This window comes from Mycolicibacterium llatzerense, from assembly GCF_025331195.1.
GTDB lineage: Bacteria > Actinomycetota > Actinomycetes > Mycobacteriales > Mycobacteriaceae > Mycobacterium > Mycobacterium llatzerense.
On the sequence record NZ_LXOV01000012.1, the window covers coordinates 697,238 to 710,488 of the forward strand.

The 13,251-nt window shown below is 66.1% G+C and carries 14 protein-coding genes; 10 read left to right on the forward strand and 4 right to left on the reverse strand.

All coding sequences use genetic code 11. From position 1 onward, the window contains the following. Nucleotides 1-5: 5 nt before the first annotated feature. Nucleotides 6-521 (forward strand): SRPBCC family protein, encoded by a 516-nt coding sequence (locus A7G45_RS18200; RefSeq protein WP_043987531.1) that lies wholly within the window; start codon nt 6-8, stop codon nt 519-521. Here A7G45_RS18200 and A7G45_RS18205 read toward each other — a convergent pair. Beyond that, a complete protein-coding gene (locus A7G45_RS18205) occupies nt 509-2,029 on the reverse strand; it encodes a carboxylesterase/lipase family protein (protein ID WP_260939187.1) in 1,521 nt (506 codons plus the stop codon). The genes A7G45_RS18200 and A7G45_RS18205 overlap by 13 nt on opposite strands. Before the next feature lie 62 nt (nt 2,030-2,091). Between A7G45_RS18205 and ypfJ the strand changes: the two genes are divergently transcribed. After that, nucleotides 2,092-2,982 (forward strand): KPN_02809 family neutral zinc metallopeptidase, encoded by an 891-nt coding sequence (ypfJ, locus tag A7G45_RS18210; RefSeq protein WP_260939189.1) that lies wholly within the window; start codon nt 2,092-2,094, stop codon nt 2,980-2,982. On the opposite strand, the gene A7G45_RS18215 is transcribed toward ypfJ, so the two are convergent. Next, complete coding sequence (locus tag A7G45_RS18215; protein WP_260939191.1) at nt 2,979-4,289, reverse strand: HNH endonuclease; 1,311 nt, start codon at nt 4,287-4,289, stop codon at nt 2,979-2,981. The two genes, ypfJ and A7G45_RS18215, sit on opposite strands and share 4 nt — an antisense overlap. Before the next feature lie 41 nt (nt 4,290-4,330). On the opposite strand from A7G45_RS18215, the gene A7G45_RS18220 reads away from it, so the two are divergent. From A7G45_RS18220 to A7G45_RS18250, 7 genes are all read left to right on the forward strand, one after another. Beyond that, entirely contained in the window at nt 4,331-5,371 is a 1,041-nt protein-coding gene (locus tag A7G45_RS18220; protein ID WP_043988452.1) for an IS1595 family transposase, read from the forward strand. Between the two features lie 131 nt (nt 5,372-5,502). Next, nucleotides 5,503-6,102 (forward strand): TetR/AcrR family transcriptional regulator, encoded by a 600-nt coding sequence (locus A7G45_RS18225; RefSeq protein WP_043988283.1) that lies wholly within the window; start codon nt 5,503-5,505, stop codon nt 6,100-6,102. Continuing rightward, entirely contained in the window at nt 6,099-7,658 is a 1,560-nt protein-coding gene (locus A7G45_RS18230) for a flavin-containing monooxygenase (RefSeq protein ID WP_260939194.1), read from the forward strand. Before A7G45_RS18225 ends, A7G45_RS18230 begins: the two co-directional genes overlap by 4 nt. Further along, complete coding sequence (locus A7G45_RS18235) at nt 7,655-8,476, forward strand: mycofactocin-coupled SDR family oxidoreductase (protein WP_260939196.1); 822 nt, start codon at nt 7,655-7,657, stop codon at nt 8,474-8,476. The genes A7G45_RS18230 and A7G45_RS18235 overlap by 4 nt, the downstream gene beginning before the upstream one ends. 19 nt (nt 8,477-8,495) lie before the next feature. Continuing rightward, nucleotides 8,496-9,113, forward strand: a complete 618-nt coding sequence (locus tag A7G45_RS18240; RefSeq protein WP_043399095.1) for a TetR/AcrR family transcriptional regulator — start codon at nt 8,496-8,498, stop codon at nt 9,111-9,113. Between the two features lie 49 nt (nt 9,114-9,162). After that, complete coding sequence (locus tag A7G45_RS18245; protein WP_260939198.1) at nt 9,163-10,143, forward strand: Acg family FMN-binding oxidoreductase; 981 nt, start codon at nt 9,163-9,165, stop codon at nt 10,141-10,143. Between the two features lie 20 nt (nt 10,144-10,163). Continuing rightward, nucleotides 10,164-11,168, forward strand: a complete 1,005-nt coding sequence (locus A7G45_RS18250; RefSeq protein ID WP_260939200.1) for a zinc-binding alcohol dehydrogenase family protein — start codon at nt 10,164-10,166, stop codon at nt 11,166-11,168. 1 nt (nt 11,169) lies between these two features. Here the strand turns inward: A7G45_RS18250 and A7G45_RS18255 are convergent, their stop codons facing one another. Continuing rightward, nucleotides 11,170-12,195 (reverse strand): Rv2578c family radical SAM protein, encoded by a 1,026-nt coding sequence (locus A7G45_RS18255; protein WP_260939202.1) that lies wholly within the window; start codon nt 12,193-12,195, stop codon nt 11,170-11,172. Nucleotides 12,196-12,226: 31 nt separating this feature from the next. Beyond that, a complete protein-coding gene (locus tag A7G45_RS18260) occupies nt 12,227-12,829 on the reverse strand; it encodes a PAS and ANTAR domain-containing protein (RefSeq protein ID WP_260939788.1) in 603 nt (200 codons plus the stop codon). Between the two features lie 212 nt (nt 12,830-13,041). Between A7G45_RS18260 and A7G45_RS18265 the strand changes: the two genes are divergently transcribed. Next, nucleotides 13,042-13,248, forward strand: a complete 207-nt coding sequence (locus A7G45_RS18265; protein ID WP_260939203.1) for a hypothetical protein — start codon at nt 13,042-13,044, stop codon at nt 13,246-13,248. Nucleotides 13,249-13,251 lie beyond the last annotated feature (3 nt).

Genomic DNA, 13,251 nt, shown 5'->3' on the forward strand with positions numbered 1-13,251 from the left:
TACTCATGAAGATCTACCAGTGCGAGCCCGTCGGCGTCGACTTCATCGACAGCGCACCGTTCCGCTTCGTCAGCAAAGTCGAGCTGGCGATCAAACCGGAGCAGCTGTTCGAGGTCTTTTCCGACGAGACGTCCTGGCCGCGCTGGGCAACACTGATCACCAACGTGGAGTGGACCAGCCCGAAACCGTACGGCGTGGGCACCACCCGTACGGTGACGATGCGCGGCCATATCGTCGGCGATGAGGAGTTCATCGGCTGGGAGCCGTTCTCCTACATGGCTTTCCGCTTCAACACCAGCACCTCCAACATGCTCTCGGCCTTCGCCGAGGGCTACACCGTCGAGGAAACCCCGGGCGGTTGCCACCTGACGTGGGTGATGGCCATGAAGCCCAGCGGCCTTGCCGGTGAGCTGGGCATGCGGGCCGGCCGCCCGATGATGGCGTGGCTGTTCCAGCGGTTCCTGCACAACCTGCGCCGCTACACCGACGAGCGTTACGGGGACGAGCGCTACGGCGCGTAGAGCCCTTCCCAGACCTGCCGGCGCACCTGGTCCGGGTCATCGATGGTTTCGTCGCGCATCGAGCCGATGACCCTGGTGGCGCGCCGGTCGGTGTCGTAGGCCGGCCAATCGGCCATGCTGTCGCTCTTCGTGGCGAAGTCCAGCCGCTCGCGGGACGCGAAGTCCAGCCATAGCCGCTGCATCCGCCGGCCGACCGACGGCTGCACCTGACGGCCGAGCGGGTGCAGTATCCGGCCCATGTAGGAGCCGTAGCTGTGCTGGATATGCACGATCTCGCTGCCGTGCGTCGCGCCGAGACCCAGCACTTTCAGCGTCCACGTGGTGTGGTCGAACCGGTAGACGTGCGTCGGCGCATGCTGACTGTAGGCATCCGAGAAGGCCCACGTCGGGGCGCCGAACATGACGTCGGAGCCGATCCCGATCAGCGCCCGGCGCCGCGGATAGCTCGGATAGGCCTGCAGCACAGCATCTTTCGAGTCCGGTGCGATGCGCGCGAAGTAGTCGTCGACCATCGGGACGGTGGTGGGCAGCATCGGCGGCTTGCCCCACGCGAACATCGACGCCTCGCGGCTGTTGGTACCGACGATCAGTGGCACCTTCGCCACGGCCCCGGCCTGCGCGGCCGACACCGGATGTGCGGGCAGCAGGTCGACGCCGTAGGTCAGCCCGTAGGCCAGCTTCGGACTGTTGGCCGCGCTCTCCCCCTGCAGCTGCCCGGCGGCGCGGCGCAGTTGGCGCTGCGGTAGCCCGACGATCTCGTCGACGGGGACGTCCAGGCGGCGCACGAACTCATGGGCCTGGCGGGCCCGGGTCTCGCGGTCGGCGATCAGCGGCAGCGCCGGGCTCTGCGCGATGGCCCGGCCGAACAGTCCGTCGGCCGCGGGACTGGCCAGCAGCGCCAGCACTGATGTCGCACCGGCCGATTCGCCGAAGACGGTGACCTGGTCGGGGTCTCCGCCGAACGCGGCGATGTTGTCGCGCACCCATTGCAGTGCCGCGATCTGGTCCCGCAGGCACAGGTTGTCGTCGAATCCCGGGCCGAGGTCACCGAGTTCGAAACCGCCGAACACGCCGAGTCGGTAGGTGACGTTGACGACCACCACGTCGCCGTTGGCCGCCAGCCGGGATCCGTTGTACAGCTGCAACTGACCGGCCCCGAACACGAAGGCGCCGCCAGGAATCCACACCATCACCGGCAGCGAGCCCGTCACATCGGGTGACCACACAGTGACGGTCAGGCAGGCTTCGTCCCGCATCTTGGGGTCGTCGCGCCCGCCGCCGACGAACGACTTGCCCTGCGGCGGGATGGGTCCGTGGTCGATGGCGTCACGAACGCCGGACCACGGGATCAGCGGTTGCGGAGCGCGGAACCGCAACGGCCCGACCGGCTGCTCGGCATAGCCGACGCCCCGCCAGACGTGCACGTTGCCTTCGGTGGTGCCACGGAGGGCGCCCGCCACGGTGTGAACGATGGTCGAACGGTCAATGGTTTCGGGCTGGACGGCCACACTGGAAATCCTAGTGTGGAAAGCTGGCATCCAGTCGTATTCGAGGCCCGGACGGAGCGGTGATGACCTTCAACGAAGGTATGCAGATCGACACGAGCAATACGTCGACCAGCGGGGGTGGCGGTTTCGGCGGTCGTGGCATCGCGATCGGCGGCGGCATGGGTGGCTTGGTGATCGTGGTGGTCGCCATGTTCCTCGGCGTGGATCCGAGTTCGATTCTCGGCCAGCAGAACCAGGCGCCCCAGTCCAGCCAGGGATCCAGCGCTTACGACCTGAGCAAGTGCAAGACCGGCGCGGACGCCAACAAGTACCTGGAGTGCCGCATCGTGGCCACGGGCAACTCGGTGGACGGCGTGTGGTCGCAGCTGCTGAAGGGCTACACGCCGCCGAAGATTCGGCTGTTCCGCGGGCAGGTCAGCACCGCGTGCGGTCCGGCAGACACCTCGGTGGGCCCGTTCTACTGCCCCGGCGACAAGACGGCGTATTTCGACACCAGCTTCTTCCAGACCTTGGTCGACCAATTCGGTTCCAGCGGCGGACCTTTGGCGCAGGAGTACGTGGTGGCGCACGAGTTCGGCCACCACGTCCAGAATCTGCTCGGTGACATCGGAAAGGCGCAGCGGGGGCCGAAGGGCGCCGAGGGCAACAGCGTCCGCACCGAGCTGCAGGCCGACTGCTACGCGGGCGTGTGGGCGCACTACGCCTCGACGGTCAAGCAGAAGAGCACGGGCGTCCCGTTTCTGCAGCCGTTGAGCGACAAGGACATTGCCGACGCCTTGTCGGCCGCCTCGTCGGTCGGTGACGATCGCATCCAGAAGCAGGCCACCGGCCGCGTCAACCCGGAGTCGTGGACGCACGGATCGTCTGCCGAACGACAGAAGTGGTTCACCACCGGTTACCAGACCGGCGACCCCAAGCAGTGCGACACGTACAACGCACAGGATCTGGGCTAGGCCGCAGGGTTGATCCGCGCGATGTACACGTCGCGCGTGAAGATGCGTAGCCCCTCGGGCCCCGGTGGTGCGGTCGAGGTGTAAACCGCTCCCGATGGCGTGGTCAACGCGATAGTGTGCCGGCCGTACCGGTCGTAGCTCGCGGCTGCTTGCCAGCCGGGTTCTTCTTTGACGTAATTGCAGTGCTCGCACAACCCATCCCCGTTGTCTGCACTTGTGGGTCCGTGGTGGGCGTGCGGCTTCACATGGTCGGTGTGACGAATCCGGGCGTTGCAGTATGGCGTCCGGCAGATCTGGTCCCGCAGAGCGATGAACCGGGCCAGCCCTTTCGGGAACGCCCGCGCCGTCGATTCCATCGCGACCAACTTGTTGGTACCCGGCTGGGCATACAGCCGCCGCACCGCCGCGGCCGCCTGCGGGTCGGCTTCGGCGGCCAGCACCAAATGTCGGGCCAACTCCGCCGGGATCGGGCCGTACCCGTCCAGGTGAGCGGGTTCCTCACCGCCGGCGAGCAGCGTTTCATCAGAGAGCACCAGGTTCACCGTCACTGACACCGGCGCCTCGACCGGATTACGTCCGGTGACCCGCTCAACCACCAGGTCGGCCATGATCTGGCCATGGGTACGACCCAGCCCAGCCGGCACCGACGTCCCCGGGATCGTCGAGGCCAGCGTCGTCGCCGCCCCTTGCGACAGGGCGGTGTGCACCGCCTTACCTTCGGCGGCCGGTAACCGCACGCTCACCGTGGCCATGCCGTCACCGACGGCTCGGAACCGCACATGCCGATCGGCCCGGGCCTGCCGCGCCTTCTCCAGTACCGCCTCTTGATCCAGCCGGTAGGCAATGCGCTTGGCCTCAGCGGCGATCTCGGCGTTGCCCATGCCGTCGACCGTGGCCGGGTCCCCACATAGTTCCTTGTCCAGGAGTTGGCGGTGGAAGATCGACAGGCACGCCGCCTCTTTGGTGATCAGCTCGGCCCGATGCTCCGACAGGCGCCCGCACTCCAGTGCCTCCAACGTGCACGGCATATCCGCGATCAGGACCCGGGCCATCGCCATCAGCAGTTCACCCCGGTGCGGGGACTCCTGCCGGGCCAGCCCGACCTCCGACCCCAGCGCCGCCCGCGACACCCGCGACACCCGCGGCCCACCGGCCTTCGCCGCCGCCACCCGCCGGGCCTCCAACGCAGCCGCCGCTCGCGCCTGCCCGGCGGCCGCGGCAGCCTTGATCCGTCCGAGCTCGGTGATGCGACCCAGCAACGCCGCCTCATCGGCGTCAGGGTCGATATCCACCAAGCTTTCGCTCATATGTACTGCTTATCTGCTTAATTGGACCTATGCTGGTCAGCATGGGTACTGCAGAGGGTGGGCCGGTCGGCGGGGTCGACTATCCGCGCACGTTCCAGGAGTTTCGGAGCTGGTTTCCCGATGAAGCGGCGTGTTTGGAGTATCTGGCGAATCTGCGCTGGCCGGAAGGATTTCGCTGCCCCGTGTGTAATGGCGATCGGGCGTGGCAGACCTCGACGCAGCATTGGAAGTGCGTGGCCTGTGGCCGTAAGACGTCGGTCACCGCCGGGACGATCTTTCATCGCACCCGCACACCCTTGACCACGTGGTTTGCAGCGATCTGGCTGGTCACCTCGCAGAAGAACGGAGCCTCGGCGCAGAACCTGCATGACATGCTCGGCCTGGGGTCCTACGAAACCGCGTGGGTCTGGCTGCACAAACTGCGGCGCGCGATGGTGCGTCCCGATCGTGAGCTGCTTTCCGGCGTGGTGGAGGTCGACGAATCGTTCATCGGCGGCCGCGCAGCCGGACGTGATGGTGCGTCCACGTCCAAGGTTCCCGTGATGATTGCGGTGGAAAATATTGGTACGCAAGTGAATCGGAAACTGCGTCTCGGCCGGATTCGGTTAGGAGTCGCTGATGCGCCCGGCTCCAAACAGCTCGTGGATTTCGCTCGCAGCACTGCTGAACCCGGCTCGCTGATCCGCACCGATGGCGCCCGGATGTTCCGCGTGCTGGCCAGCGAGGGCTACCGACACGAGTACATCTCCGGCTACAGCTCGCCAGAGCCGGGTCATGTGACCCTGCCGGGTCCACATCGCATCGCATCACTGCTCAAACGCTGGAATGCCGGCACCCACCACTATCGAGTCGAACGCGAGCACCTGCCGTACTACCTCGACGAATTCACGTTCCGGTTCAATCGCCGCAGGTCAAAGGCCCGAGGAATGTTGTTTTACCGGCTACTGCAACAGGCCGTGAACACGGACCCGCATCCGCTGACCGATCTCATCGGTGGAACCGACGCCCCACTGCATGACATTGAACGCCTACCGGAGATCGATCAAGAGTTGTTGCCTAGCAACACCTTTGGCGAATTCTAGCCACCGGGTCCACTTAAGCAGATAAGCAGTTCATATGTTCGAATATACACCCCGCCCCCGACCGGCGCCACCACCGAAATCGGGTCCCTAAATCATTGACCACATTGAACAAATTTCGTTAATGTGTGCAAATGCCCGCAAAGCCGCCGACGCCGCGCACCATCTCGCCGGCACTGCTGGAAGCCACCGCGGAGACGCTCCATCGTTTGGGCCCAAGGCAATTCAGCCTCACCGCCGTTGCCGAAGCCGCAGGCGTCTCGCGCGGCACGGTCTACAACGCGCTCGGCGGTCGTGACCACGCCATCGGCGTCGCGCTGGACCACCTGGCCTCGGCGTTCGTCGACGGCATGGCCACCGAGATCGACAAGCAGTCCACGCTGGCAGATCAGGTCGCCGCTGCCGCCGTCCTGATCTGCGCCCACCGGCAGAGCTCTCCCTCGGCACCGCAGAAGGGCATCAACGAGGGCATCGTCGTTCTGCTGTTGCGCAACATCGGCGAAGACCTGATGAAGCGCGCGGTCGAACTGTGGAAGCCGCGCGTCAAGGCCGCGCAACGCGACGGTGAAATCGGCGCCGGCGTAGACCCGGCCCGTGCCGGCGAGTGGATCGTCCGGGTGCTGCTGAGCTTCGAACTCCTGCCGCCCATCGGCGTCAACCTCGACAACCCCCGCGCCATCCGGCGCTTCGTCACCGACCACATCATCAACGGACTCACCGGAGAGACTCAATGACCACACCCGACCACGAAGTGGTCATCATCGGCGCAGGACCCGGCGGCATCGCCGCCGCGCACCTGTTGCAGCAGAAAGGTATTCACGACTTTCTCATCGTCGACCGCGGCGACGACTTCGGCGGCACCTGGCGCGACAACCACTACCCCGGACTCGCCGTCGACATCCCGTCACCGTGGTACCAGCTGTCCTTCGCACCCAACCCCAACTGGAGCCGGTTCTTCGCGCCAGGGCCGGAGATCTACGCCTATCTCCGCGACACCGCCGACACGCTGGGGCTGCGGCAGCACCTCCGCGCCAATTCCGAGGTGCTCCGCCAGCAGTGGGACGACGACGCCGGCCTGTGGCGGCTGTCCATCCGCAACCAGCCGGACGTGACGGCACGATTCCTGATCAGCTCGGTCGGCGGCTACGTCAATGCCAAGAACGTCATCGACATCGACGGCATCGAGGACTTCGAGGGCGCCATCATGCGTCCCAATGCCTGGGACGATGACTACGACGTCCGCGGCAAGCGGGTCGCGGTGATCGGCACCGGCTCCAGCGGTGTGCAGATCACCGGCGCATTGTCCGGGGTCGCCGCGAATCTCGATGTGTATCAACGCACTCCGGCATGGGTACTACCCAAGGTCGACTTCGACATCCCGCCATGGCTGCGACGGCTGTTCAAGGTGCCCGGCTTCGTCAGCGCGATCAACATCTTCGGCCGGCTGCTGATGGACGCCACGATGGTGGCACCGATCATCCACGTCTACTCCCGGCTGCCGCGCAAGGTGCTGACCAAGCTCATGCCCCTGTACGACGGCAACAGCCGCAACCTCTATCGGCTGCTGCTGCGCACCACCGTGCAAGACCCGGCAACGCGCAAAGCACTGCTGCCCCGCTACGGAATCATGGCAAAGCGTCCAGTGATCTCCAGCTCGTTCCTGCCGGCGCTGAACCATCCCGATACGCACCTGATCACGACTCCGATCGAGCGGATCACCCGCGACGGAGTTCGCACCGTCGACGGCGTGGACCATCCGGCGGATCTGTTGGTCACCGCCACCGGCTACGAACTGTGGACCGATCCGGAAACGTATCGACCCGGAACCATCCTGGGCTCAAACGGATTCGACCTCGCCGAGTACTACCGCGCCCACGGACTGCACGCCTACGCCGGCACCGCCCACCCCCGGCTGCCGAACAGGTGGGAGATCGTCGGTCCGCTCGGGTTCGTCGGCTTCGCCTGGATGGACTGGGTCGAAACCGTTGCCGCCCATGCGGTTCGGCTGATCGACGAAGCCCGCCGGAATGACGCGCCGGTCGTCGCGGTGAGCAACGACGCGTTCCACAAGTGGAACGCCCTGATGGACCGGCGCGGTCGCACCGCCCACACGTACTACACCCGCGCTACCGAACTCAACACCTATTTCGTCAACTCCCAGCACGAGACGCCCTACTACCGACCGCAAACAATCACCGGCTCAAGGATTTTCGCGCGGCGCTCGCCGCTCACGGACTACGAGTTCAGCGACGTCCGCGCCACCACGATGAGTGAGGAACTGACCGCATGACCGATCAACCATTGGCCGGCAAGGTCGCCTTTGTCACCGGAGCCGCTCGGGGACAGGGTCGTTCGCATTGCGTCCGGCTGGCGCGAGCCGGAGCCGACATCGTCGCGATCGACGCCTGCGCACCCGTGGCCGCGGCCAACGGGTACGAGCCCGCGACGCCGGCAGACCTGGCCGAGACGGTCAATCTCGTTGAGGGCGAAGGCCGCAAGATCTACGCCAAGGAAATCGACGTCCGGGACGCCGAAGGCCAGCAGCGAGTGGTCGCGGAGACCATCGAGCAGTTCGGCCGGCTGGACATCGTCGTCGCCAACGCGGGCGTGCTGAACTGGGGTCGGCTCTGGGAGATTTCCCAGCAGCAGTGGCAGGACACCCTTGACATCAACCTCACCGGAATGTGGAACACCATCCGGGCCGTCGTGCCGGCGATGATCGAGGCCGGCAACGGCGGCTCGATCATCGCCACCAGCTCGGCCGCCGGGATCAAGGCGGTCCCGGGTTGCGGACACTACTGCGCCACCAAGTTCGGTGTCGTGGGGATGATCAATTCGCTGGCCGTCGAACTGGGCGAGTTCGGGATCCGGGTGAACTCGATTCACCCGTACGGCACCGACACCCCGATGGGCATGGACGTGTCGATGTACCAGGTCCTGCAGAACCATCCGCAGTACATCCACAGCTTCTCCCCCGGCGCCCTGCCGACGGATTCGCTGATCAAGCCGGACCAGATCTCCGACATCGTGGTGTGGCTGGCCAGCGACGCATCGTCGTTGGTAACGGCTGCGCAAATCCCGGCAGACAAGGGATATCTCAAGATTTGACCGGGTAACCTCAGTCGCCATGGCGAAGTCGACCGCCGGAGTGGCAAGCAACAGTCTCGACGGTGAGACGCGCGCCAGACAGTTCATGCGCTCAGCGCTCGACATCCTCGGCGAGACCGGCCGCACGGAGTTCACCGTGCTCCAGGTCGTGGAACGTTCGAAGACCTCGTTGCGGGCTTTCTATCAGCACTTCGCCACGAAAGACGAGTTGGTACTGGCGCTGATCGACGCGATGCTGACCGAGTTCGTCACAACGTGGCAAGCCGAAGCAGCGGAGCTGGAGCCCGCGGCGGCGCTGCGCGCGCTGGTCGACCGCATCTGCGTACCGCCCGCGTCCAGCACGCAGGACAGCATCAATCGTGGGCTGACCTTCTACCACGATCGCCTGGCCGAGACGATGCCCGACGACTACGGCCGGGTGCTGACACCGCTGCACGCACTCATCGTCGACATCCTCGAACGCGGCACCGCCGATGGCACCTTCCGGCCGGGCCTGGATATCGAAACCTCCGCGGCACTGGTCATGCAGACCATCTTCGGCGCGCTCCGGTTGCGCGCGCTGGGTCCAGGACTCGAACTCACCCCGATCGGCAGCGATCGCATCTACGCGTTCTGCTTGCGCGCGTTGGAAAAGTGATGACTTCTGGCCCTGTCTGAATCGGCCCGCGGCCGGGCAGTGTGGGCTCATGACGAAAACCGCCATCGCACTTCGGAACCTCGAGGACGCAGTCCATTCGGCATGCCGCGCCCCGTCATTCCATAACAGCCAGCCGTGGACCTGGGTGCTGGAATCGACGACCTTGAGGCTGTTCCTCGATCCCGATCACCTGGTGGACACCGATGGCTCCGGCCGTCAGGCACTGCTGAGCTGCGGGGCCGCGCTGGACCATCTACGAGTCGTCGCGGCGGCGCGTGGCTGGGACATCGTGGTAGACCGCTTTCCGAACCCGAACAACCGGAACCACCTGGCGGACATCGAGTTCCGACAGTCGGCCGGCGTCACAGCGGCACAGCGCCGGGACGCTGACGCCGTTGCGATCCGGCGGTCCGACCGGCTGCCCTACGACCCGGTGGAGGATCCGTCGGCGTTCGAGATGATGCTGCGGCTGGCCGTCGAGGACCACCCCACCCACGTCGACCTGATTGCGCCGCAGCAACGTAGCGAGGTGGCCGATGCCTCCCATCTCGCAGAGGCGCTGCGCATGTACGACACCGCGTACCATGCCGAATTGGCGTGGTGGACCGCGCCTTTCGGGGCAACCACCGGGATACCGCACAGCGCGCTGGTTTCGGCCGCCGAATCCGACCGGGTCGAGGTCGGACGCACCTTCCCCGTCACGCACAACCGGGAACGGCGCCAACACACCGGGGACGATCAGGCCACCATCGTGGTGATCTCGGCACTCGACGACACCCCGCGAGACATCATGGCGTGCGGCGAAACACTGTCGGCGGTGCTGATCGAAGCCACAGCCGCGGGGCTCGCCAGTTGCACCCTCACCCACGTGACCGAACACCCCGCCACCCGCGACATCATCAGCACGCTCACCGGGCATCCGCTGCCGCAGGTACTGGTACGGATCGGAAACGCGCCGGCGCTGGACGACGTCCCGCCGCCGACACCGCGCCGTCCACTGTCGGACGTTTTTCACGTCCGGCTCGAATGACGGCGACGTAGGCTGGGCCCATGCGTGCATGGCGAGTGCGTACGCCCGCGCCGATCGATCGCGGCCCGCTCGAATTCTGCACCGCCGCAGTCCCTGAACCCGGTGCCGGCGAGGTGCTCATCGCCGTGCGGGCGTGCGGCGTATGCCGCACCGACCTCCACATCGCCGAAGGCGACCTGCCGGTCCACCGGCCATCGGTCACCCCTGGCCACGAAGTGGTGGGCGAGGTGGTGGCGATAGCCGAACACACGGACACCGACCTCGTCGTCGGTGATCGCGTCGGCGTGGCCTGGCTCAGGCAGACCTGCGGACGCTGCCGGTTCTGCCGCCGCGGAGCGGAGAACCTGTGCCCACAGTCGCGCTACACCGGCTGGGACGCCGATGGTGGCTACGCCGAATTTCTCACGGCGCCAGCCGACTACGTCCACCGCTTGCCCGCGGGGTACACCGATGCCGAACTCGCCCCGCTGCTGTGCGCCGGCATCATCGGCTACCGGTCGCTGCTCCGCGCCGACCTACCCGCCGGCGGCCGGCTCGGAATCTACGGCTTCGGTGGCAGTGCGCACATCACCGCCCAGGTGGCGCTCGCCCGCGGTGCCGAGGTGCACGTCATGACCCGCGGCGAGGCCGCACAACAGCTGGCGCTCGAGCTCGGTGCCGCCTCGGCCCAGGGCGCCACGGCGCGGCCACCGGTCGAGCTGGACGCCGCGATCCTGTTCGCCCCCGTGGGCGATCTGGTGTTGCCGGCGCTGGAGGCCTTGGACCACGGCGGCACACTGGCGATCGCCGGCATCCATCTCAGTGATATTCCGGTGCTGAACTATCAGCGGCACCTGTTCCAGGAACGCCAGGTGCGATCGGTGGCATCGAACACCCGCGCCGACGCCCGAGAATTTCTCGCCTTCGCCGGCGCCCATCGCATCCAGGTCACCACCCCGATCTACCCGTTGGATCAGGCGGACCGCGCCCTGGGGGATCTGGCCGCTGGTCGAATCTCGGGCGCCGCAGTGCTCCACGTCGGCTGAGTCAGAACAACGCAGGCTGCACCGCCCCGGCGGCCACTGCCGCCGGGGCGGTACGCACGGTGTCAGGTCTGTGTCCGCTGCCGCCGAGGCCGTACCGGGCAACCAGCGGTGCCACTCGGGTACGTAACCGTTCGCGGTACTCCGGTCCGAGATACGCACCGCGCCCATACAATTCGCGATATCTGGGCAGCAGTTCCGGATATGCCGAGCCCAGCCACGCCAGGAACCATCCGCGCGTCGCGCCGCGCAGATGCAGCCCGAACACCGTCACGCCGGTGGCACCGGCCGCCGCGATCCGCGATAACAGCGCATCCAGATGGGATTCCGAGTCGGTCAGGTACGGCAGCACCGGCGCCACCATCACGTGGCAGCCGAGGCCCGCCTCCGCTATCGCCGAAATCAGCTCCAGCCGCGCGGCGGGCGTGGGCGTTCCGGGCTCGACCGACCGGTGCAGGTCCGGGTCCAACATCGCCAACGACACCGCGACGCTGACCCCGACCCGCGTTCCCGCATCGACGATCAGCGGCAGGTCGCGCCGCAACAGCGTGCCCTTGGTCAGGATCGAGAAAGGGGTCCCGGAATCAGCCAGCGCCGCAATGATTCCCGGCATCAGCGCATATCGCCCCTCGGCCCGCTGATAGGGATCGGTGTTGGTGCCCAACGCGACCGCATCGCGCGTCCAAGACCTCCGAAAGAGCTCCCGCCGCAACACTTCTGCGACGTTCGTCTTCACCACGAGTTCACGGTCGAAGTCATTTCCGGAGTCGAAGTCCAGGTACTCATGGGTGGGCCGCGCGAAGCAATACCGGCAGGCGTGCGAGCAGCCGCGGTAGGCGTTGACGGTGTACCGGAACGGCAGATTCGACGCTTCCGGCACCTTGTTCAACGCCGACTTACAGAGCACCTCATGGAACGTGATGCCGTCGAACTTCGGCACCCGGATGCTGCGTACCAAACCGAGACGTTCCAGGCCCGGCAAGGCCCCGTCCGCTTCGGCCCGCGTCACCGCCTGCCCGTCCCACCGCATGCCTACATTCGAACAATTGTTCGACTACTTGTCAAGTCTCATCATCACCATCATCGTCATCACCTGGACCGTCGACGAGCAACAGATGGTCGATCGCGGTGACGGTCTCAGGAGCCAGGCCCTCGTGAATCACCGCCTCCAGCAACCGGGTCGCGACAGTCCGGAGCTTCGTCTGGGTAGCCTGCGAACGCCATTTCAGAATCTCGAAGGCGCGATCAGCGTCGATTCCGTAGGCCGCCATGAGGATGCCCTTGGCCTGATCGATCACAGCGCGCGATTCCACCACCGAGGCCATCGCCACGGTGAGATCGGACTGGATACCGGCCGTGACATCGATGTAGTAGCCGTGGGTACCGATCGTCTCGCCGGCATCGTCGGTCATCCGGTCGCTGACCACCACGACCCAGTGGATTTTCCCCTCTGCATCGACGATGCGATGCCGGCTGCTGAACAGGCCACCGGTCTGGACCCGCTTGAGAATCTCGGCGACTTTGGCGCGGTCGTCCGGATGCTTGTGGCTCAGCAGCAACTCGGTGGTGGGCTCCACTTCCCCCAGCGCGTAGCCGTGCATTCGGGCGACCGCCGCGGACCACACCCACCTCTGGTCGGCAAGAAGAAACTGGAAGCTACCCACGTGCTGACTGTCGCCGCCGCTGAATACGGCAGCGACATCCCAGGATTCGGAGTCGGCGATCTCGCCGTTGGATTTAGTCATATCGTTTTTGGGTGGCAGGGAGCCGAGCAACATATTAACGCCACAGCCACAACCAGGCAGGGCGGTTTGGCCGCTGCACTCACCGGGTACGGCTCCGAGGTGAGACATCACGAGTTGACCAGGCCACCGTCATGAGCCACGAAGAGTTCCCGGGCGAGGTCCCCGAGGCCGATGCTGCCGAGCAGGCCCGCGACGTCCGCGAACAGGTGCCGGACGAGGAGGCCGCTGTCAGAGGTCCGACTGCGCCGCCGACCGACGCGACGGCGCACGACTGGCAGGAACAGACCGAGGATGTCGAAATAGACCCTGACGAAGATGATTTCGGCCGCGGCGCCTGATTG